At 69.8% G+C, this 19,065-nt stretch carries 18 protein-coding genes; 10 read left to right on the forward strand and 8 right to left on the reverse strand.

Features of this window, described 5'->3' with window-relative positions:
• Positions 1-243: 243 nt before the first annotated feature.
• Positions 244-1,149: an IS5 family transposase gene (locus ACIHAX_RS23165; RefSeq protein ID WP_397279491.1), complete on the forward strand. Its 906-nt coding sequence runs from the start codon at positions 244-246 to the stop codon at positions 1,147-1,149.
• 240 nt (positions 1,150-1,389) lie between these two features.
• On the opposite strand, the gene ACIHAX_RS23170 is transcribed toward ACIHAX_RS23165, so the two are convergent.
• On the reverse strand, positions 1,390-2,148 hold the full coding sequence (locus ACIHAX_RS23170) for an HAD-IIA family hydrolase (protein ID WP_355072115.1): 759 nt from the start codon (positions 2,146-2,148) through the stop codon (positions 1,390-1,392).
• Between the two features lie 220 nt (positions 2,149-2,368).
• Between ACIHAX_RS23170 and fgd the strand changes: the two genes are divergently transcribed.
• A complete protein-coding gene (gene fgd / locus ACIHAX_RS23175; protein ID WP_355071568.1) occupies positions 2,369-3,379 on the forward strand; it encodes a glucose-6-phosphate dehydrogenase (coenzyme-F420) in 1,011 nt (336 codons plus the stop codon).
• Positions 3,380-3,448: 69 nt separating this feature from the next.
• On the opposite strand, the gene ACIHAX_RS23180 is transcribed toward fgd, so the two are convergent.
• The gene (locus ACIHAX_RS23180; protein ID WP_397279493.1) at positions 3,449-3,955 is read right to left on the reverse strand and encodes a nitroreductase family deazaflavin-dependent oxidoreductase; all 507 of its coding nucleotides are present in this window, start codon (positions 3,953-3,955) and stop codon (positions 3,449-3,451) included.
• Positions 3,956-4,094: 139 nt separating this feature from the next.
• On the opposite strand from ACIHAX_RS23180, the gene pta reads away from it, so the two are divergent.
• Together pta and ACIHAX_RS23190 are read left to right on the forward strand one after the other, a co-directional pair.
• Positions 4,095-6,167 (forward strand): phosphate acetyltransferase, encoded by a 2,073-nt coding sequence (gene pta / locus ACIHAX_RS23185; protein ID WP_397279495.1) that lies wholly within the window; start codon positions 4,095-4,097, stop codon positions 6,165-6,167.
• 102 nt (positions 6,168-6,269) lie between these two features.
• On the forward strand, positions 6,270-7,475 hold the full coding sequence (locus ACIHAX_RS23190; RefSeq protein ID WP_356962812.1) for an acetate kinase: 1,206 nt from the start codon (positions 6,270-6,272) through the stop codon (positions 7,473-7,475).
• Here the strand turns inward: ACIHAX_RS23190 and ACIHAX_RS23195 are convergent.
• Genes ACIHAX_RS23195 through ACIHAX_RS23205 form a run of 3 tightly spaced genes read right to left on the reverse strand, consistent with a single transcriptional unit; the run spans position 7,472 to position 12,649 of the window.
• Positions 7,472-10,297 (reverse strand): tetratricopeptide repeat protein, encoded by a 2,826-nt coding sequence (locus tag ACIHAX_RS23195; RefSeq protein ID WP_397279497.1) that lies wholly within the window; start codon positions 10,295-10,297, stop codon positions 7,472-7,474. The two genes, ACIHAX_RS23190 and ACIHAX_RS23195, sit on opposite strands and share 4 nt — an antisense overlap.
• Positions 10,298-10,304: 7 nt before the next feature.
• Positions 10,305-11,288, reverse strand: coding sequence for a glutamate ABC transporter substrate-binding protein (locus ACIHAX_RS23200; RefSeq protein ID WP_397279499.1), 984 nt, complete (start codon positions 11,286-11,288; stop codon positions 10,305-10,307).
• Positions 11,285-12,649, reverse strand: coding sequence for a hypothetical protein (locus tag ACIHAX_RS23205; protein WP_355071578.1), 1,365 nt, complete (start codon positions 12,647-12,649; stop codon positions 11,285-11,287). The genes ACIHAX_RS23200 and ACIHAX_RS23205 overlap by 4 nt, the downstream gene beginning before the upstream one ends.
• A 186-nt stretch (positions 12,650-12,835) precedes the next feature.
• Here ACIHAX_RS23205 and ACIHAX_RS23210 point away from each other — a divergent pair, with 186 nt between their 5' ends.
• Complete coding sequence (locus ACIHAX_RS23210) at positions 12,836-13,528, forward strand: NUDIX hydrolase (protein WP_356963475.1); 693 nt, start codon at positions 12,836-12,838, stop codon at positions 13,526-13,528.
• Positions 13,529-13,537: 9 nt separating this feature from the next.
• On the opposite strand, the gene thiE is transcribed toward ACIHAX_RS23210, so the two are convergent.
• Positions 13,538-14,236 carry a thiamine phosphate synthase gene (gene thiE / locus ACIHAX_RS23215; protein WP_355071580.1) on the reverse strand — a complete coding sequence of 233 codons (699 nt, stop codon included), beginning with the start codon at positions 14,234-14,236 and terminating at the stop codon, positions 13,538-13,540.
• 56 nt (positions 14,237-14,292) lie between these two features.
• On the opposite strand from thiE, the gene thiO reads away from it, so the two are divergent.
• The 3 genes from thiO to ACIHAX_RS23230 are packed head-to-tail and all read left to right on the forward strand — an operon-like array spanning position 14,293 to position 16,359.
• Entirely contained in the window at positions 14,293-15,366 is a 1,074-nt protein-coding gene (thiO, locus tag ACIHAX_RS23220) for a glycine oxidase ThiO (protein WP_397279501.1), read from the forward strand.
• Complete coding sequence (gene thiS, locus ACIHAX_RS23225) at positions 15,363-15,581, forward strand: sulfur carrier protein ThiS (protein ID WP_355071584.1); 219 nt, start codon at positions 15,363-15,365, stop codon at positions 15,579-15,581. Before thiO ends, thiS begins: the two co-directional genes overlap by 4 nt.
• A complete protein-coding gene (locus ACIHAX_RS23230; RefSeq protein WP_355071586.1) occupies positions 15,574-16,359 on the forward strand; it encodes a thiazole synthase in 786 nt (261 codons plus the stop codon). The genes thiS and ACIHAX_RS23230 overlap by 8 nt, the downstream gene beginning before the upstream one ends.
• Positions 16,360-16,546: 187 nt before the next feature.
• On the opposite strand, the gene ACIHAX_RS23235 is transcribed toward ACIHAX_RS23230, so the two are convergent.
• Positions 16,547-17,533 (reverse strand): aldo/keto reductase, encoded by a 987-nt coding sequence (locus ACIHAX_RS23235; protein ID WP_397279503.1) that lies wholly within the window; start codon positions 17,531-17,533, stop codon positions 16,547-16,549.
• A gap of 138 nt (positions 17,534-17,671) precedes the next feature.
• Positions 17,672-18,127 carry a DUF6194 family protein gene (locus tag ACIHAX_RS23240; protein WP_397279505.1) on the reverse strand — a complete coding sequence of 152 codons (456 nt, stop codon included), beginning with the start codon at positions 18,125-18,127 and terminating at the stop codon, positions 17,672-17,674.
• An 84-nt stretch (positions 18,128-18,211) separates the two neighbouring features.
• Here ACIHAX_RS23240 and ACIHAX_RS23245 point away from each other — a divergent pair, with 84 nt between their 5' ends.
• The gene (locus tag ACIHAX_RS23245; protein ID WP_397279685.1) at positions 18,212-18,904 is read left to right on the forward strand and encodes a MerR family transcriptional regulator; all 693 of its coding nucleotides are present in this window, start codon (positions 18,212-18,214) and stop codon (positions 18,902-18,904) included.
• A gap of 6 nt (positions 18,905-18,910) precedes the next feature.
• A complete protein-coding gene (locus tag ACIHAX_RS23250; RefSeq protein WP_397279507.1) occupies positions 18,911-19,036 on the forward strand; it encodes a hypothetical protein in 126 nt (41 codons plus the stop codon).
• Positions 19,037-19,065 lie beyond the last annotated feature (29 nt).

Raw genomic sequence — 19,065 nt, forward strand, 5'->3', positions numbered from 1 at the left:
TATACTCCCCCCCCCCCACCACCCGTGATTTGGGGCGCCCCTCACCGTCCAACCCTGGCAAACCCGCCCCCCCCCGGGGGGGGGGGGGGGGGTTTTTTGGGGGGGGGGGGGGGGGGGCCCCCCCCCCCCCGCCCCCACCCCATCAACGTGTTCAGCGGCATCTGTTGTCCGCGTTGGCATGTAGGTGAGGTCTCCGGTAGTTGGTTCAGCTGTCGAAGAAGAACCTTGAATACCGGAGACCTCGTGGCCAGCGTAGCGGTGGTGGCGGGGCGCGCGGACCTGACCGATGCCCAGTGGGCCCGGTTGGAGCCGTTGCTGCCCCGGAACAAGAAGGCGGGACGACCGCCTCAGTGGACGAAACGGCAGCTCATCGATGGGATCCGGTGGCGGACCCGAGTCGGATCACCGTGGCGTGACGTCCCGGCGGTGTATGGGTCGTGGCTGGCGGTGTATGGGCTGTTCCGGCGCTGGCAGCGCGCCGGAGTGTGGGTGTTGATCCTGAAGTTGCTGCAGGCGTTCGCCGACGCGGCAAACCGGATCGTGTGGCAGGTGAGCGTGGACTCGACGATTCTGCGGGCCCACCAGCATGCCGCCGGGGCTCGCCGCGATGGTGACGGGCAGGCCGAGCCGCCCGGAGGGGTGGTCCGCGAACCCGACGATCACGGGCTTGGCCGGTCGCGGGGCGGATGGTCGACGAAGTTGCATCTGGCTTGCGAACAGGGCTGCCGGGTGCTGTCGCTGCTGATCACCCCGGGCCAGGCCGGTGACAGTCCCCAGTTCACGGCGGTCCTCGACGGCATCGAGGTGCCCAAGACTGGTGGTGGCCGGCCACGATCACGACCGGTTCGGGTGCTGGCCGACAAGGCGTATTCCAGTCGAGGAAATCGGGAATGGCTGCGTCGGCACGGGATCCGGGTGACGATCCCGATTCCAGCCGACCAGGCCGGCCATCGCCGCAACCGCGGCTCGGCCGGTGGCAGGCCGCCGGTGTTCGATCCGGTCGTCTACCGCGACCGTAACGCTGTCGAACGTGGCATCAACCAGCTCAAACAGCATCGGGCGGTGGCCACACGCTACGACAAGCTCGCTGTCCGCTACCTGGCGACGATCCATATCGCTGCGATCAATCAGTGGCTGCGACACGGGTGAGGACGGGGCCCAACAGCCCGCCCTCCCCACTTCGAAACACTCCCTAGCCGCGCCAACCAACGACGATCGCGTTCGACCGCAGCGTACGTCGTCGTAGGCGGAAGTGCGGGTCGCGGAAAGCTTTTCGCGCGCCGAGCCTCTGGGCAGCGGCTGTTGTCGGATCGCCGAGTGCCTGGTCCCCGGCGGGCTTCCGAGACCCAGGCGGCGGCGGCGTGTTCGTCGCAGGCCCGGACGTGTCGCTCAGTCGGCGAACGGCGACTCGGTCTTCCCGATCAGATCGGCGACGGAGTCCACCACCATCGTGGGGCGGTAGGGGTAGGCCTCGAAGGACGCGCGGGTGGAGATGCCCGAGGTGACCAGGATCGTGCGCATGCCCGCTTCCAGGCCGGAGATCACGTCCGTGTCCATCCGGTCGCCGATCATCACCGTCGACTGAGAATGTGCGCCGATGCGGCGCAGCGCGGAGCGCATCATCAGCGGGTTCGGCTTGCCGACGTAGTACGGGTCGCGTCCGGTGGCGCGGGTGATCAGCGCGGCCACCGAGCCGGTCGCGGGCAGCGAGCCATCGCGGGACGGGCCGGTCGGGTCGGGGTTGGTCGCGATGAAACGGGCGCCTCGCTCGACCAGCCGGATCGCGGTGGTGATGGCCTCGAAAGAGTACGTGCGGGTCTCGCCGAGGACGACGTAGTCCGGGTCGCTGTCGGTCAGCACGTAGCCGATCTCGTGCAGTGCGGTGGTGAGGCCGGATTCGCCCACCACGTAAGCGGTGCCGTTGGGTCGCTGTTCGTTCAGGAAGGTGGCGGTGGCCAGCGCGGAGGTCCAGATCGCTTCTTCCGGGATGTCGAGCCCGGTGTGCCGCAGTCGCGCCTGCAGATCGCGCGGCGTGCGGATCGAATTGTTCGTCAACACCAGGAACGGTGTCTCGTTGGCGCGCAGTTCGGCGAGGAACTTGTCGGCGCCCGGAATGAGATGGTCCTCGTGCACCAGCACGCCGTCCATATCGGTCAAGTAGGACAGGATCGGCTCGTCGTCTGCGCTCACGCGGGCCATTATCCGCTATCGCCCCGCGGCGGCCACCGCAGAAACATTTCGCCCCCGCCGCGGTGTTCTCCGCTGTGAAGATCATCCGCGTCGGGCCGTCGGCGCGGAGGGCGGCAGCGTTGACTACTGTCGATGACGGATCGCGATGGCGGCGAAACGAAACGCGAGGAGCGTGCAGATGAGCGGACTCAAGCTCGGATACAAGGCATCGGCGGAGCAGTTCGGTCCCCGTGAACTCGTCGAGATCGCGGTGCTGGCCGAGCAACACGGCTTGGACAGCGCCACCGTGAGCGACCATTTCCAGCCCTGGCGGCACAAGGGCGGACACGCGCCCTTCTCGCTGGCCTGGCTGGCCGCGGTCGGTGAGCGCACCCAGCGCATCCAGCTCGGCACGTCGGTGCTCACCCCGACGTTCCGCTACAACCCAGCGGTGATCGCGCAGGCATTCGCCACCATGAGTTGCCTGTACCCCGATCGCGTGATGCTCGGTGTCGGCACCGGTGAGGCGCTCAACGAGATCGCCACCGGCTACACCGGCGAATGGCCGGAGTTCAAGGAGCGTTTCGCGCGCCTGCGCGAGGCGGTCGACCTGATGCGCGCCCTGTGGACCGGCGACCGCGTCGACTTCGACGGCGAGTACTACAAGACCGTCGGCGCCTCCATCTACGACGTGCCCAAGGGCGGTGTCCCGATCTACGTCGCCGCGGGCGGCCCCCTGGTCGCGCGGTACGCCGGACGCGCGGGCGATGGCTTCATCTGCACCTCGGGCAAGGGGATGGACCTCTACACCGAGAAGTTGATGCCCGCCGTCGCGGAGGGCGCGGCGAAGACCGGCCGCAGCGTCGACGACATCGATCGGATGATCGAGATCAAGCTCTCCTACGACACCGATCCGGAACTGGCCAGGGAGAACACCCGGTTCTGGGCTCCGCTGTCGCTCACCCCGGAGCAGAAGCACAGCATCACCGACCCGATCGAGATGGAGGCCGCCGCCGACGCGCTGCCCATCGAGCAGATCGCCAAGCGCTGGATCGTCGCCAGCGACCCCGACGAGGCTGTCGCCCAGATCAAGCCCTACATCGACGCGGGCCTCAACCACCTGGTCTTCCACGCCCCCGGCCACGACCAGCGCCGCTTCCTCGACCTCTTCCAGCGCGACCTGGCCCCCCGCCTCCGCGCTCTGGCCTGACCGTCCACGAGTGGCACACCACGGATAGGTCTTCTCGGCCGATGCCGCACTGGTGTGCCACTCGCGAAGTCACGCCCGGCGGAGGGCGAAGATGCGCAGGTCGCGGGTGGTGCGGGAGCGGTAGGCGGCGTAGGCGCCGGTGATGTCGACGAAGCGTTGGAAGATCGCGTCTTTGTCGGGAGTCTCGACGGGGGTGGCGGTTACCCGGATGCGTTCGCCCGCGATCGCCACCGTCGCGGTGGGGTGGGCCAGGAGGTTCGCGGTCCAGGCCGGGTGGTGCGCCTGGCCGAAGTTGCTGCCGATCACGTAGAGCGTGTCGCCGTCGTGCACGTACAGCAACGGCTGGGTGCGCGGTTGGCCGGACTTGCGTCCGATCGTCGTCAGCAGGATGACCGGCGCGCCGATCGGGCCGAGCACGGTGTACTTGGCATGGGTGCGCTCCAGGACCGCCCGGTCCAGTGGCGTGAGGGCCCGGACGAGTCGGGAGCCGGGCTTGGTGGCCGCGAATCTGCTTGCCGCGCGAGCGAATAGGTTGGTCCGCGAACCCCACTGCCGGTCCGGAAATTGCTCAGCCATGCCCGGACTATAGCGGCCCGGGATATCGGCTTCGGCGGCTTCGCGCCAGCACGTATCGAACCTCGCCGAGCAGGCCCCGGTGGGTGACGATCGTCGCGCGGCGGGTTCCGGTTGCCGCTGGTTCACTAAGCTCTGGGACATGGCCGACAACGCTCCATCCGCCGTGTACATCGCCTCTCCCGAAGGCGACACCGGTAAGTCGACGGTGGCCCTCGGGGTACTGCAGACGCTGTGCGCGACGACCGCGCGGGTCGGGGTGTTCCGGCCGATCACACGCTCGACCACCGAACCCGACTACATCCTCGAACTGCTGCTCGAGCACAGCACGGCGGACATCGACTACGCGCAGGCGATCGGCACCACCTACGAGCAGGTGCACGCCGATCCGGACGCGGCGATCAGCGAGATCGTGCTGCGCTTCCACGAGGTCGCCAAAGCGTGCGACGCGGTGGTGGTGGTCGGCAGCGACTACACCGACGTGGCCAGCCCCAGCGAGTTGCGCTTCAACGCCAGGATCGCGGTCAATCTGGGCGCACCCGTGTTACTGGTGGTCCGCGGCGCCGGGCGCACTCCGGACGAGGTGAAGCAGCTGGCCGAACTGTGCGCGTCGGAGCTGGCGCACGAGCACGCGCAGCTGGTCGCCATCATCGCCAATCGCTGCGACCCGCATCGGCTGGACGAGGTGAGCGCGGCGCTCGGCGGGTTCGACGTCCCGTCCTGGACACTGCCCGAGGTCCCCTTGCTGATCGCCCCCACCATGGCCGAGCTGTGCGCCGCCATCGACGGCGAGATGTACAGCGGTGACCCGGAATTGCTGCACCGCGAGGCGCTGAAGGTCATGGTCGGCGGCATGACCGCCGAGCACATCCTGGAACGGCTGACCGAGGGCGTGGTGGTGATCGCGCCGGGCGATCGGTCCGACGTACTGCTGAGCGTCGTGAACGCGCACGAGGCCGAGGGCTTTCCGTCGCTGTCGGGCATCATCATGAACGGCGGCCTGCTGCCGCATCCCGCGGTGGCGCGGCTCATGACCGGCCTGAAACCCAAGTTGCCGATCCTCACCACCGAGCTCGGCACCTACGACACGGCGGGCGCCGCGTACCGCAGCCGCGGCCGCATGTCCGCGGGCAACCCACGCAAGGTGAACACCGCTCTGGCTCTGATGGAGGAACACGTGGACGCCGCGGAGCTGTTGCGGCGCATCGACGTTCCGCACAGTCCGGTGGTCACGCCGCAGATGTTCGAATACCAGCTCATCGAGCGCGCGCGAGCCGATCGCAAACGCATCGTGCTGCCGGAGGGCGACGACGACCGTATCCTGCGCGCGGCCGGACGGGTGTTGCAGCGCAAGATCGCCGATCTGGTCATCCTCGGCGACGAGACGGCGGTGCGCGCCCGCGCCGCCGAACTCGGGGTGGACATCTCCGCCGCGCAGGTGCTCGACCCACGCAACTCCGGCTACCTGGACGAGTTCGCCGCCGAATACGCCGAACTGCGCAAACACAAGGGCATCACGCTGGAGCGCGCCCGCGAAACCGTCGCCGACATCTCGTATTTCGGCACCATGATGGTGTACAAGGGGATCGCCGACGGCATGGTCTCCGGCGCGGCGCACACCACGGCGCACACCATCCGCCCGTCGCTGGAGATCATCAAAACGGTGGAAGGCGTCTCCACCGTCTCCAGCGTGTTCCTGATGTGCCTGGCCGACCGGGTGCTCGCGTACGGCGATTGCGCGGTCGTGCCGGATCCGACCGCGGAGCAGCTGGCCGATATCGCGATCTCGTCCGCGGCGACCGCCGACCGCTTCGGCATCGAGCCCCGGGTCGCGATGCTGTCGTACTCCACCGGCGAATCCGGTAGCGGGGCGGACGTGGACAAGGTGCGCGTCGCGACGAAGCTGGCGCGCGAGCGCGCACCGAAGTTGCCGGTGGAGGGGCCGATCCAATACGACGCCGCGATCGAACCGACCGTCGCCGACGCCAAGCTGCCCGATTCGGAAGTCGCCGGGCGCGCCACGGTGTTCGTGTTTCCCGACCTCAATACCGGCAACAACACCTACAAGGCGGTGCAGCGCAGCGCGGGCGCGATCGCGATCGGCCCGGTGCTGCAAGGTCTGCGCAAGCCGGTCAACGACCTGTCGCGCGGCGCGCTGGTGGCCGACATCGTCAACACCGTGGCGATCACCGCCATCCAGGCGCAGGACAGCTGATGGGTGCGTTCGCCGTCGCGGCGCGGGCGCGTCGCGGAACAAGCGCGTGGTGATCGTGGTTGCCGAGCGAGTGCGACGCGACCGCGGGACACGGGAGGCGTGATGAGCAAGACGGCCGAGGGCATGGTGCTGGTGATCAATTCCGGCTCCTCGTCCATCAAATACCAGCTGGTGGACCCGGATTCGGGCGTGGTCGCGGCCTCGGGCGTGGTCGAGCGGATCGGCGAGGACGAAGGTGGGATCGAGCATCGCGCCGACGGCTCGACCACCGAGCGCCGCGAGCGGATCGCCGACCACGCCGCCGGGCTGCGACTGATCTTCGACACGTTCGCCGCGACGGGCCACGACTTGGTACGCGAAGGCGTGCGGGCGGTCGGGCACCGGGTGGTGCACGGCGGCGAGGTGTTCTACCGGCCCACCCTGATCGACGACGACGTGGTGGCCGCGATCAGCGAACTAGCCGCGCTGGCGCCGCTGCACAATCCGGCCAACGTCGCCGGGATCGAGAGCGCGCGGGCGCTGTTGCCGGGCGTGCCGCAGGTCGCGGTGTTCGACACGGCTTTCTTCCACGGCTTGCCCGCCGCCGCGAAGACCTACGCCATCGACGCCAAAGTAGCGGCCGCGCATGGCATTCGGAAGTACGGCTTCCACGGCACCTCGCACGAATACGTGTCCGGCTGCGCGGCCGACTTCCTCGGGCGTGACCCCGCCGAGCTGAACCAGATCGTCTTCCACCTCGGCAACGGCGCGTCGGCGTCGGCCATCCGTGGCGGTCGTCCGATCGATACCAGCATGGGCCTCACGCCGCTGGAAGGCCTGGTGATGGGCACCAGGTCCGGTGATCTCGATCCCGGCATCGTGGCGCATCTGGCGCGGTCGGCGCACCTGGACATCGATGCGATCGACACGCTGCTCAACCGGGATTCCGGGATCAAGGGCCTGTCCGGCGTGAACGACTTCCGCGAACTGCGCCGTCTCATCGACGGCGGGGACGAGGCCGCGCGGCTGGCCTACGACGTGTACATCCATCGGCTGCGGCGCTACCTCGGCGCGTACCTGATCGACCTGGGCGGCGTCGACGCGATCACCTTCACCGGAGGAGTCGGCGAGAACAGCCCACAGGTGCGGGCCGACGCCCTGGCCGGTCTCGGCGCGTTCGGCATCGAGGTGGATCCCGCGGCCAACACCGCGGAAAACCGTGCCGCGCGGCGTATCTCCCCGCCCGGCGCACCGGTCGCGGTGCTCGTGGTGCCGACCAACGAGGAACTGGCCATCGCCCGCGCCGCGCGGCACGTGGTCGACGGCTAGATCCAGGTCTTCGCGCGAATGAGGTTGGCCAGGTCGACGAGCGCGTAGCGATGCCTGCGGTTGGGCGCTCCACGAGCCAGCGAGCGCAGGCCCGTCTCGGCGCCCGCGCGGAGTTCGCGTTCGGTGAACGGCGCGCCGAACAGTGTGGCATCGGGACGCTTCGGCGTGTTGCCCGCCTGGAGCCACGCGAGGGCCGCGCCGAGCACCAGCACCCGCATCTGCACCGCGCGACTCTCGCCCGCGGGCAGGCTCAGCATCCGAGACGCCGAGATGTGCAGGGTGGCCTCGTCGAGATCGGCTATCGGCGCGGCGGTGAGCATCAGCAGCACCGCCGTCATCCGCGCGGTGGTGAAATGCCGTGACGCGGCGGGCACGGCGTCCAGCGCCTGCACGGCCTCGGCCACCCGCTCGTCCGCCGCCAGCTGCCTGGCCAGCCCGAAGGCGGCGCTCACCACGGTGCGGTCGGTGCGCCAGACGGTCTCGTAAGCCTGCTCGGCATAGCTGCGCCACTGTTCGGGATCCGGCGAATCCCAATGCTGGAGTACGAGTTCGGCCGTTGCGGCGAGCGCCAGCTGGGGGGCGAGTTCGCCGGGGAGCACCCGGAAGACCTCGTCGAAGTCGGTGAAGGCGCGCTCGTACTCCCGGTCGAGCAATTCGGCCATGCCCCGAAACCAGCTCACCCGCCACTCCCGTTCGGGCAGCCGCGCCAGCAAGTCAAGCACCGTGGCGGACTCGCGCAGATCGAGCCGCACGCGCGCCTCGGCGAGGGTGAGTTCCAGCTCGAGCGTCTCCGGGGCGTTGCCGGGATCGGCTTCGGCTCGCTCACGTGCGTGCCGCAGCGCCTCCAGCGCGTGGGCGGGCTCGGGATGCACGGCTGCCGAGAGCAGGGGCGCGGCCGGGTCGGCCGGATCCAGCAGCGGAATCGGCAACGCCGCCACCACATCGGGGGCGTCGAGCAGGCTGCTGCGGGGGCGGCCGTCGGTGTAGGCGTCGGTTTGACTGATCAATTCCTCGGTGCCGAAACTGGACCGCGGCGGCGTGAAGACGGTGGACAACTGCGGGTGTTCGGTCTCGGTCTCCAGCGCGAGGATCTCCCGCAGCACGCCCGACATCTGGGCGGACATCGCACGGGCGGAGGGAAAGCGGCGTTGCGGGTCCGGGTCGGTGGCGCACAGCAGCAGACGATGGAAACACTGGTAGCGAGCCAGCACCGGCTGGTCGGCTGGGTCGGGCAGGCCGTCGAGGTACCGTCCGTGCTCCGAAGGCATGTTCAAGGTGAGCACGGCCAGCGTGCGCCCCACGGTGTAGACGTCGGAGGCGACGGTCGGGCCCGTACGCGCGATCTCCGGCGCCTGGAACCCTCTGGTGCCGTAAAGGTTTCCGTACGCTTCGATGGTGGCGACGGCCCCGAGATCGATCAGTTTGACCTGGTCGTCGGTGACCATCACGTTGTCGGGCTTGAGGTCGTTGTAGGTCAGGCCGGTCGAGTGCAGGTAGTCCAGCGCGGGCAGGATCTCGAGCAGGTAGGCGATCGCCTCGGTGACCGGCATGCGCTTCGGGCGTTCGTAGGAGTCGAGGATGTCGCGCAGCGACCGGCCGCCGACGTACTCCATGACGATGTAGCCGACGGGTGTGCCGTCCGCGCCGGTGTGCTCGACGAAGTTGTAGATCTTGACGATGCTGGGGTGCGCCACCTCGGCGAGGAATTGGCGTTCGGCCATGGCGACCGCCTGCGCTTCGGCGTCACCGGCGTGCAGCAGGCCCTTCAGCACGACCCAGCGGTCGCTGACATTGCGATCGATCGCCAGATAGATCCAGCCGAGTCCGCCGTGCGCGATGCAGCCCTGGATCTCGTACTGTCCCGCCACCATGTCGCCCGGGTACAGCGTAGGACGGAAGTCGAAGGGCGCCTCGCAGGTCGCGCAGGTGCCCGCCGTGGTCGCGGGCCGGGTCGCCGTCGCCCGGCCGACCGGTTTGCCGCAGCGCCAGCAGAATCGCCTGCCTTCGGAGACGACCGCGTTGGTGAGCACGGCGTCGCGGGGATCCGCGGGCGTCACCGTCGGGATAGGCACCAGCCCGGCGCCGAGCCGCCGCACCGCAGGCCGGGTGCGCGCGGTGCGCACGCTGCGTCCGGAGGTGCGCTGCGGAGCCGACGCGGGTTCGGAATCCGTGCGTCGCGTCTGATCCGATGTCGCCGCGTACGCCGCCGTGCCCTGGGTTCCGCCCGGTTCCGGTGTCTCTTGCCTTTCGGCGGGGTCGCGTAGCCACGCGGCCGTGCTCGATGCCGTTTCCGGGCGGTTCAATCGGGTCGCGTCCGAATCCGCCTCTTCCGCCGACTGTTCCGCATCCGCGGGCAATGGTTCGCGTTCCGTGTCCGGTGGGTTGTCCCGCGTGGGCGGCCCATGTCGCTCCGCACCGGTGCGGTCCGGTGTGTCGTCGGTGGACGAGGCCGATTCCTCGGCGTCGCGCACGGCAGGGTTCCGTGGGGTCTGCGCCTCATCGGGGGGATCAATGTCCTCGACGCGGTTCAACGCGACTGGGCCGAACGAGGTCGCCGCACGACCGATCGGCGTATACGTGGTGTGCTCGATTTCTTCGGCCGCAACCGTTTCCGGCTCGCCCACACCCGCGCGCCGCCCCGTTCCCGTGGCGTGTGCCCCCAGTTGTCGCGGGTCCGCGTGGTCTCCACGCGACGGTTTCGCCGCCGCCGCGTTCTGCTGCCGCCCGGCCGCGCTGGATCCACCCTCGAACACAGCGGCCGGGCCGGGCCCTACCGCGGCGTTCTCGTCCGGGTCGGGCTCGGGGACCTGCCGTGTGCTCATCGACCCGTCAGTCCTGATACGTAGGGGCGGGTGGAGCGGGTACGGGGCCGAGAACGGTGAGATATTTCTGGTAAAGCCCGACCCAGGTGCCGTCGTTGCGGATGCGTTCCAGTGTGCCGTTGACGAAGCGGACCAGGTCGTCGTTGCCCTTGGTGATGCCGATGCCGTACGGCTCCTCGCTGATGCTGCCGCCGACCAGCTCGGTGTACGGGTCCTGCGCGGCCAGGCCTGCGAGCACGGCGTCGTCGGTGCTCACCGCGTCGACCTGGCGCTGTTGCAGCACGACCAGACAGTCGGCCCAGCTCGGCACGGTGAGGATGGTCGCGGCGGGCTGGTCGCGGCGCATGTGCTCCAGCGACGTGGTGCCCGAGACGATGCACACCCGCCGGCCCGCCAGATCGGCCAGGCTGCGGATCCCGGAGTTCTTCACCGCGAGCACCCGCTGGTTGGCGCGCAGATAGACGGTGGAGAACGTGACCTTCTCGCGGCGCTCGCAGTTGATCGTCATGGTCTTGGCGACCAGGTCGACGGTGCGGTTCTGCAACGCCGTCTCCCGCTCGGCGGAGCCGAGGCTGCGGAACTCGATCAGATCCGGGCTGCCGAGCAGATCGCGGGCCACTTCCCTGGCGATGTCGGCGTCGAAACCGACGATGGCGCCGGAGATCGGGTCACGGTAGCTGAACAGATTGCTGCCGGTGTCCAATCCGACGAGCAGCCTGCCGCGCGCCCGGATCGCGTCGATCGCCGCGCCGCGCGCGGCAGCGCCCGCTCCGGTCGGACGCAGGCTCGCGGTCGGGTCTCCGCACCGCGACGTGCCCGGCGACGGCGGGACCGGCGAATCGGTGAGCACCGGAACGGCCTTGGCAGGCAACGGGGGATCGGTGTACTTCGGCGTCTTGCCCGACACCGGCGCGCCGGAATCGCTCGCACAGCCGCTCGCCAGCGTCACTACGACGAGGGTGGCCACCAGAATGCCGCGCGCGGATCTCATCGGTACTCCCGAAGCCGGGGCCAGATGCCCAGTCCGACATAGCCTGCCGCCAGTATGCCGAGCACCATCGCGCCCGCGCCCAGGAAGTCCAGGGTGCGGGCCGCATGGGAGATCCTGTCGCGCAGCGTGTCCCTGGTGGCGGCGATGCCTTGCTCCAGCGAACGGTCCAGCGCCTCCACCTGCACGGTGACGTCCGCCGAGCCGGGTCCGGTCGCCACCACGGCCGCGCTGTTGAAATCGCCCTTCGCCAGCGCGTCGTTCATGCGCTGGTGCGCCACTCGCCAGCGCGCCAGGGCAGGCACGGCATTGCGCATCTCGTTCGCCGCGGGCGCGGAGCCGGGATACTTGCCGATCAGATCGGCCAGCCGTTCGATGTCCGCGTCGTAGGTGCGGTCGTAGTCGCCGGTCGCGTCGCGGCGCACCAATTTCAAGGTCTCCGCGGCGCGGGCCTGCTGCACCAGGATGCGGCTCTCGGTCAACCGGGAGGAGGGCACCGCGCCGTCGTCGCGAGCGCTGATCATCGCCGCCGCCGACACCGAGCCCGCGATCACCGTCCACGCGAGCAGGATCAGCATGGCCGCCGACGCGAGCACCAGTCCCGGGTTGAGCACCCGCCGCCAGCGTCGCGCCAGATCGCGCTGGACCCAGACCAGCACGCCGAGGGTGAGCAGCAGCAGGCCGATCGCGGACCACGGCGGGCGCACGTGGTTGCGCTGCGCGGCGGTCACCGCCGCCGAGCGATGATTGTGCAGTTCCTCGGCCATAGGTAGCAGCGTCGTCTGCATCTGGTTGGAGGCCTCGCTCAAATACGCGGCGCCGACCGGATATCCGCTGCGATTGTTCGTCCGTGCGGTTTCCACCAGACCGGAGTACACCGGCAGGCCGGTGACTATGCCGGTGCGCAGCCGCGCATCCGGATCGGCCGCCGCGTCGGATTGGGTGACCAATTCCGCCGACGCTTCGCCCAGTGCCTGCGTGTAGCGATCCCGCACCGCCTGCGGCTCCAGCCCGCCGGAGATGAAGGCGGTGCTCGCCGCTGCGTCGGCGATCGACAGCGAAGTGTAGAGCCGGAGCGCGGAATGCGCGTCCGGTTCGGTGTCGCGCAGCAACACATCCAGGCCCTGCTGTCGGTCACCGACCGTCGCGGCGGTCATCGAGCCCGCGGCCAGGCACAACCCGATGAGCAGCAGCCCGAGCGCGATCAGCCGTCCCGGTGAGGAATTGGCGAACGAACGCAGATTGGTCAGGTCGAGACGTTCGCGCACCACCGCGACGCTCAGGCCGCCCGGATCGTCCCGACCGGCGGGCTCGGGCGCGGACGACGGCCGGAGTTCGGCCGTCGTCGGCTCGGAGCTAGCCATGTCCACCTCCCCAGTTTGGGCCGCGTACGCGGATTTCTCGACGGCTGGACCGGATATCCGATCGATCCGTGCGTGTTGGTGCGGAGTTTATTGTGGTCGTACGGGCGCCGCGGCGTGTGAAACACCCCCGATTGGGAGGAGACGGCGGTGAGGCGCTGCCCGCGGCTGGACGAGGATGGGTACGACATGCGTGGTGACGGTGACGGTTGGTCGCGTGGCCCGGACGGATTGCGGCACTGGGGGCGCTTCGGCGCCGCCGGACTGCTGCTGCGCGCTCCGCTGGCCGATGGCGGTTCGGCGGTGCTGCTGCAACACCGCGCGCCGTGGAGTCATCAAGGCGGGACCTGGGCGTTGCCCGGCGGCGCGCGGGACAGTCACGAGACGCCCGTGCACGCGGCGGTCCGCGAGGCGTGGGAAGAGGCGGGCATCGACCCGGCCGACGTCCGGGTGCGCGGCGAGCGGGTGACAGCGTCGGCCCTGAGCGGCTGGACCTACACCACGGTCGTCGCCGACGCGGTGATGACGCTGCCGACCACCGGCAACCGCGAGAGCACCGAATTGGCCTGGGTTCCCGAGGACGACGTCGACGCCCGCCCGCTGCATCCCGGTTTCGCCGCGTCCTGGCCCACTCTGCGCGCCGCACCGGCGCGGGTGCTGCTCGCCGAACTCGGCGACGATCGAGCCGTCGCCGCCGCCCTGCCGCGCACGCTCGACCTCGCCGACCTCGGTTTCGTTTGGCTGCATTCGGATCCGGCCGGTCCGGGCGACTACGCCAGGATCGTCGACGAGCCGGGCGTGCAGGCCGCGGAGCCCGCGTCGAACGGGAACACGGCGGTGGAGACCGCGCTTTCGTTCACCCGCGGACAGGTGCTTTCCTGACCGCGGCGCTCACGCGTTCGCCAGTAGCGCCGTTTTCAGCTCACGCGCCGCGGCTTCCGGATCGCGTGCCTCGGTGATCGCGCGCACCACGACGACCCGCTTCGCCCCGGCTTCCAGCACCTGCGCCAGGTTCTCGGCGTTGATCCCGCCGATCGCGAACCAGGGCCGGGTGGGATGGGCGTCCGCGGTGGAGCGAACCAGTTCGGGGCCCGCCGCCTGCCTGCCGGGTTTGGTCGGGGTCGCCCAGATGGGGCCGGTGCAGAAGTAATCGATGTGCTCATCGATCGCGGCGAGCCCGGCCTGCGCGCGATTGTGCGTGGATCGTCCGATCACCACGTCGGGCCCGAGGATTCGGCGCGCGTACCAGGGCGGCAGGTCGCCTTGGCCGAGGTGCAGCACGTCGGCGGTGGCGGCGAGGGCGATGTCGGCGCGGTCGTTCACCGCGACCAGCCCGCCGTGCCTGCGCGCGGCGGCCTTCAGCTCGGCCAGCGCGCCGAGCTCGGCCCTGGCCTCCAGCGGGCCGAACTCGGCCTCGCCCGGTGATCCTTTGTCCCTGAGCTGGATGATGTCGACTCCGCCTGCGAACGCGGCCTCGGCGAACTTGGCCAGATCGCCCTTCTCCCGGCGAGCGTCGGTGCACAGGTACAGCCGCGCGTTCGTCAGACGCTCCCGCGGCGAGGCGGGTCGATTGGGGTGGGAGGGTTGCACGCCTTCGACCGTAGCCGCGCTACCGTGGGATGCGAAACAGGAGGCAGGTGGATCGGATGCGGACTCTGGCCGTCGTCGGTGGCGGCGCCGTGGGGCTCGCCGTGGCCTGGCGGGCCGCCGAGGCCGGTTGGTCGGCCACCCTGTTCGATCCGGCTGTCGCCACCGGGGCCTCCTGGGTGGCCGGGGGCATGCTCGCACCGCTGTCGGAAGGCTGGCCCGGCGAGGATCGGGTGCTCGAATTCGGCGCAGCGTCGCTGGCCCGCTGGCCGGAATTCGCCGCCCGGCTGGCGGACGCGACCGGCGTCTCGGTTTTCGTGGCGGACGAGACCATGACCGTCGCGCTGGACGCGGCCGACGTGGCCGACCTGCGCACGGTGGCCGATTGGGTCGGCGGACGCGGGCACGAGCTGCGCCTGCTGGACCGCGCTGGAGTGCGTGAGCGGGAACCCGGCCTGGCCAGGACGGTGCGCGCCGCGCTGCTCGCATCCGCAGAACCCGCGATCGACAACCGCAAGCTGGTCGCCGCGCTGCGGCGAGCCGCCGAGGCGGCCGGCGTCGTGGTGCGCGCCGAGTCCGTAGACTCGCTGACGGAACTTCCGCACGACCAAGTCGTGCTCGCCGCGGGAGCCGCGTCGGCGGCATTGTGGCCGGAGCTGCCGGTTCGCCCGGTGAAGGGCGAGATCCTGCGCCTGCGGCAACGGCCCGGCGTCGCGCCCGCGCCGCGCCGGGTGATCCGAGCCAGAGTGCACGGGCGCGCGGTCTACCTGGTGCCGCGCGCCGACGGAATCGTCGTCGGCGCCACGCAGTACGAGGCGGGTTTCGACACCGCGGTCACCGTCGCCGGCGTCCGCGACCTGATCGCCGACGCGGAGGCGGTCTTCCCCGGCATCGGCGAATACGAACTCGCCGAAGCGAGCGCCGGTTCCCGGCCGGGCAGCCCGGACAACCTGCCGCTGATCGGCCGGCTCACCGACCGCATCGTCGCGGCCACCGGGCACGGCCGCAACGGCATGCTGACCCTGCCGCTCACGGTGGACGCGGTGGCGAGCCTGCTCGGCGGGGCAATGCTGCCCGAAGCGGAAGTAGCCGACCCGCAACGCTTTTCGACGACTGTAGGAGGAATTCGATGACGCTGTCATCCGTCCCCATCGGTGTCACGGTGAACGGCGACGAGCACGAGTTCGCCGAGCCGCTCACCGTGCGCGAGTTGCTGGAGCGCCTCGGACTGCCGTGCCGGGGTGTCGCGCTCGCGGTGGACGGAGCCGTGTTCCCCAAGTCGCGCTGGGACGAACCGGTCGGGCGCGGCTGGCAGATCGAGGTGCTGACGGCGGTTCAAGGTGGCTGAGGCTGCGACGGCATCCGCGCGGGCCGACGCCCCGCTGCGGATCGCGGACCGGGAGTTCGGTTCCCGCCTGATCATGGGCACCGGCGGCGCGGAGAACCTCGCCGTGCTGGAGGAAGCGCTGATCGCCTCCGGCACCGAGTTGACCACCGTGGCCATGCGGCGCATCGACGCCGCGGGCGGCACTGGTGTGCTCGACCTGCTGAAACGTCTGGACATCGCGCCGCTGCCGAACACGGCGGGCTGTCGCACCGCGGCCGAGGCGGTGCTCACCGCGCAGCTGGCGCGTGAGGCGCTTGACACCAACTGGGTGAAACTCGAGGTGGTCGCCGACGAGCGCACCCTGCTGCCGGACCCCGTCGAACTGCTCACCGCCGCGGAACAACTCGTCGACGACGGCTTCGTCGTGTTGCCCTACACCAACGACGACCCGGTCCTGGCTCGCCGTCTGGAGGAGACGGGTTGCGTGGCGGTGATGCCGCTGGGCGCGCCCATCGGCACCGGCCTCGGCATCGGCAACCCGCACAACATCGAGATGATCGTCGCCGACGCGAAGGTGCCGGTCATCCTCGACGCGGGCATCGGCACCGCGAGCGACGCCGCCCTCGCCATGGAACTCGGCTGCTCCGCGGTGTTGCTGGCCACCGCCGTCACCAGGGCGAAGCGCCCCGAGTTGATGGCCGCGGCGATGGCGGACGCGGTGCGCGCCGGATACACCGCGCGCTTGGCCGGGCGCATCCCGAAGCGCTTCTGGGCCCAGGCATCGTCCCCGGGGCTGTGAGGCGTCGGGCTCGAGTCCAGAGGCTCGGGACGTCGATGACGGCTTTCGGAATCGCGTGCTCGGCCCTCACTCCGTCGGCGAACTATGGCGGCCCAGTCGTCCCCGGATCCAGCCGTTGACGGAAGCGGGTCGAGCAGGTGCCTGCCATCACTCGGTGGGGCGAGTCCGGGCGCGCTGGGTTCGGGCCTCAGCCGTTGACGAAGGTGAGGTTCGTCGCGTCGTAGCGGTCGCCCGCCACTTGCTCCGGCGGGGCGGCGGCCTCGATGGCGGCGATGTCGTCGACGGACAGTTCGATGGTCAGCGCTGCGAGGTTCTCCTCCAGGTACCGCTGCCGTCGGGTGCCGGGAATCGGCACCACGTCCTCGCCCCGGTGCTGCACCCAGGCCAACGCGAGCTGGCCCGCGGTGACACCTTTCGCCGCGGCCAGCTCGTTCAGCTCGGCGACGATCGCCAGGTTCCGTTCGAGGTTGCCGTCGGCGAAGCGAGGCTGGCTGCGCCGCACGTCGTTGTCCGCCAGGCCTTCCACCGAGTTGTACCGTCCGGTCAGGAATCCGCGCCCGAGCGGCGAGAAGGGGACCAGGCCGATGCCGAGTTCACGGCAGACCGGGAGAATCTCCGCCTCCAGATCACGCGTCCACAATGACCACTCGCTCTGCAACGCGGCGATCGGGTGCACCGCGTGTGCGCGGCGAATGGTGTCCGCGCCCGCCTCCGACAGCCCGAGGTGCCGGACCTTCCCGGCCTGTACCAGTTCGGCCATCGCGCCGACGGTCTCCTCGATCGGCACCTGCGGGTCCACCCGGTGCAGGTAGTAGAGGTCGATGTGGTCGACGCCCAGCCTGCGCAGCGATGCCTCGCATGCCTGTCGTACGTAGGCCGCGTCGCCACGGATATGAGTGGGCTCGCCCAAGCGGTTGGCGAAGCCGAATTTCGTGGCGAGCACCACCTCGTCTCGCCGCCCTGCGACGGCCCGTCCGATCAGCTCCTCGTTGTGCCCCGCGCCGTAGAAGTCGGCGGTGTCCAACAAGGTGACCCCCACGTCGAGGGCATGGTGCAGCGTCGCGATCGACTGCTCGTCGTCCGCGGCGCCGTAGCCGTGACTCATACCCATGCACCCCAGGCCCTGCGCGGAAACCGTCAGCCCACCGAGCTGCCGGGTCGGAACCTCGTTCATGCTGCTACCTCCTGCACTCGAATTCGTCGGCCCCGACGCTAGGTGCTGGAGCGCGCTCCATGTCAACCATTCCCGCGAGTGGCACATGGTCGAAGATGTTCTCGCACTTCGCCGCAACCATGTGCCACTCGCGGCGCCTCAGCGGCGCTCGTGGCGGGAGCGGGCGAGGTCGTGGGCGGTGCGGAGGAGGGTGCGGGTGGGGGCGGTGGTTCGGGGGCCGGGGTTGATGACTGCCAGCCAGGCGGCGGATGCGTAGACCGGGTGGGGGATCACCGTATCGGTTGCGCTCGGATTGTCGGGGGTGGATCGTTCGCGGGGAGTGTGGCCGGTCCAGTGGGTGAAGGCTTCTTTTCCGGCGGCGATGTTGACGCGGAACGCATCTGGGCGGTCCAAGTCCGAACTTTCGTCGCCGGGATAGTTCTTCGTCACGATCGTCGCGAAGGGCTGGGTCGCCTTCGGTATCACCCCGTCCGGTGAGTAGTAGAAGAAGGTATCGCCCCAGCTGATCTCCGGTGAGCCGTCGCCGGGGCCGGGGCTGAGGGTGAGGACTCCGTCGAGGGTGGAGACAAAGCCGATGATCTCGTCGATGGTCACGTATTCCAGCGTTTCATTAAGGTGCTTGTGGAGACTTCGAGCAGGAGACGCATGGTAAATGGCGTGACAAGTCGCAACTCCACGATGCGCACGGCCGATGTGGCGCTGCGGGTCGGGTATTCCGTGCAGCAGATCCGCAACCTCGAACGCGACGGTGTGCTGCCGACGGCGATACGCACCGCGACCGGCTACCGCAGGTACGGCGAGGTGCATGTGCGTTCCGCACTCGCCTATCGAGCGCTGGCGGCGGGCGTCGGCCCCGTCGAGGCCAAGCGCATCGTTCGCGCCGTCCACGAGGGACCGGTACCTCAGGTACTGGCTCTGCTCGACGCGGCACATGCCCGGCTGGACCGGGAACGCACCGATCTGGCACTCGCCAAGCGGGCGGCGGAGGTGATCTCCGCCGAGCCGATCGCCGACGTGCGCCCCTCCGATGCGATGAGCGTTGCCGAACTCGCCGCCGCGCTGGGCGTGCGCCCGTCGACACTGCGGCATTGGGACGCGGAGGGACTCGTCGTCCCGGATCGCGCGACCACGCAGCGCACGCGGCAGTACTCTCCCACCCAGGTCCGGGATGCCCGGATCGTCCATCAGCTCCGCAGAGCGGGATACCGCGTCGACACGCTGAAGACCTTGATGTCCGACCTGCCGCGCGGCCACCGATCCGATGATGTCGAGGCGGCGCTGGCGGCCCGGGACGCGAGCATCGCGGCTCGATCTCGCGCCCTACTCGACGCGGCCGCCGCGCTCGCCGCCGTGTTCGCCCTCGCGGTGTAAACGCCTGTGATCCTGCCGCTCCGAATATCGGCGGCGCTGCGCGATCCGAGTGCGATCCCCGGTTACATCGCTCCGCTGCTGCGCGTCGCCGCCGAACTACTCGGCCGTTGCGACTTCGGCCTCGACCCTTAAGGGATCCTGTTTCCTGTCCTCATCCTCGA

Origin of the sequence: Nocardia sp. NPDC051929, assembly GCF_044548645.1 — a bacterium.
Taxonomy (GTDB): Bacteria; Actinomycetota; Actinomycetes; order Mycobacteriales; family Mycobacteriaceae; genus Nocardia; species Nocardia sichangensis.

Excerpts from the sequence above, each read along its gene's own strand:
- ACIHAX_RS23170 (WP_355072115.1), bottom strand. The coding sequence starts at position 2,148 with ATGGACGGCGTGCTGGTGCACGAGGACCATCTCATTCCGGGCGCCGAC.
- fgd (WP_355071568.1), top strand. The coding sequence starts at position 2,369 with ATGAGCGGACTCAAGCTCGGATACAAGGCATCGGCGGAGCAGTTCGGT.
- ACIHAX_RS23180 (WP_397279493.1), bottom strand. The coding sequence starts at position 3,955 with ATGGCTGAGCAATTTCCGGACCGGCAGTGGGGTTCGCGGACCAACCTA.
- pta (WP_397279495.1), top strand. The coding sequence starts at position 4,095 with ATGGCCGACAACGCTCCATCCGCCGTGTACATCGCCTCTCCCGAAGGC.
- ACIHAX_RS23190 (WP_356962812.1), top strand. The coding sequence starts at position 6,270 with ATGAGCAAGACGGCCGAGGGCATGGTGCTGGTGATCAATTCCGGCTCC.
- ACIHAX_RS23195 (WP_397279497.1), bottom strand. The coding sequence starts at position 10,297 with ATGAGCACACGGCAGGTCCCCGAGCCCGACCCGGACGAGAACGCCGCG.
- ACIHAX_RS23200 (WP_397279499.1), bottom strand. The coding sequence starts at position 11,288 with ATGAGATCCGCGCGCGGCATTCTGGTGGCCACCCTCGTCGTAGTGACG.
- ACIHAX_RS23205 (WP_355071578.1), bottom strand. The coding sequence starts at position 12,649 with ATGGCTAGCTCCGAGCCGACGACGGCCGAACTCCGGCCGTCGTCCGCG.
- ACIHAX_RS23210 (WP_356963475.1), top strand. The coding sequence starts at position 12,836 with ATGCGTGGTGACGGTGACGGTTGGTCGCGTGGCCCGGACGGATTGCGG.
- thiO (WP_397279501.1), top strand. The coding sequence starts at position 14,293 with ATGCGGACTCTGGCCGTCGTCGGTGGCGGCGCCGTGGGGCTCGCCGTG.
- thiS (WP_355071584.1), top strand. The coding sequence starts at position 15,363 with ATGACGCTGTCATCCGTCCCCATCGGTGTCACGGTGAACGGCGACGAG.
- ACIHAX_RS23235 (WP_397279503.1), bottom strand. The coding sequence starts at position 17,533 with ATGAACGAGGTTCCGACCCGGCAGCTCGGTGGGCTGACGGTTTCCGCG.
- ACIHAX_RS23245 (WP_397279685.1), top strand. The coding sequence starts at position 18,212 with ATGCGCACGGCCGATGTGGCGCTGCGGGTCGGGTATTCCGTGCAGCAG.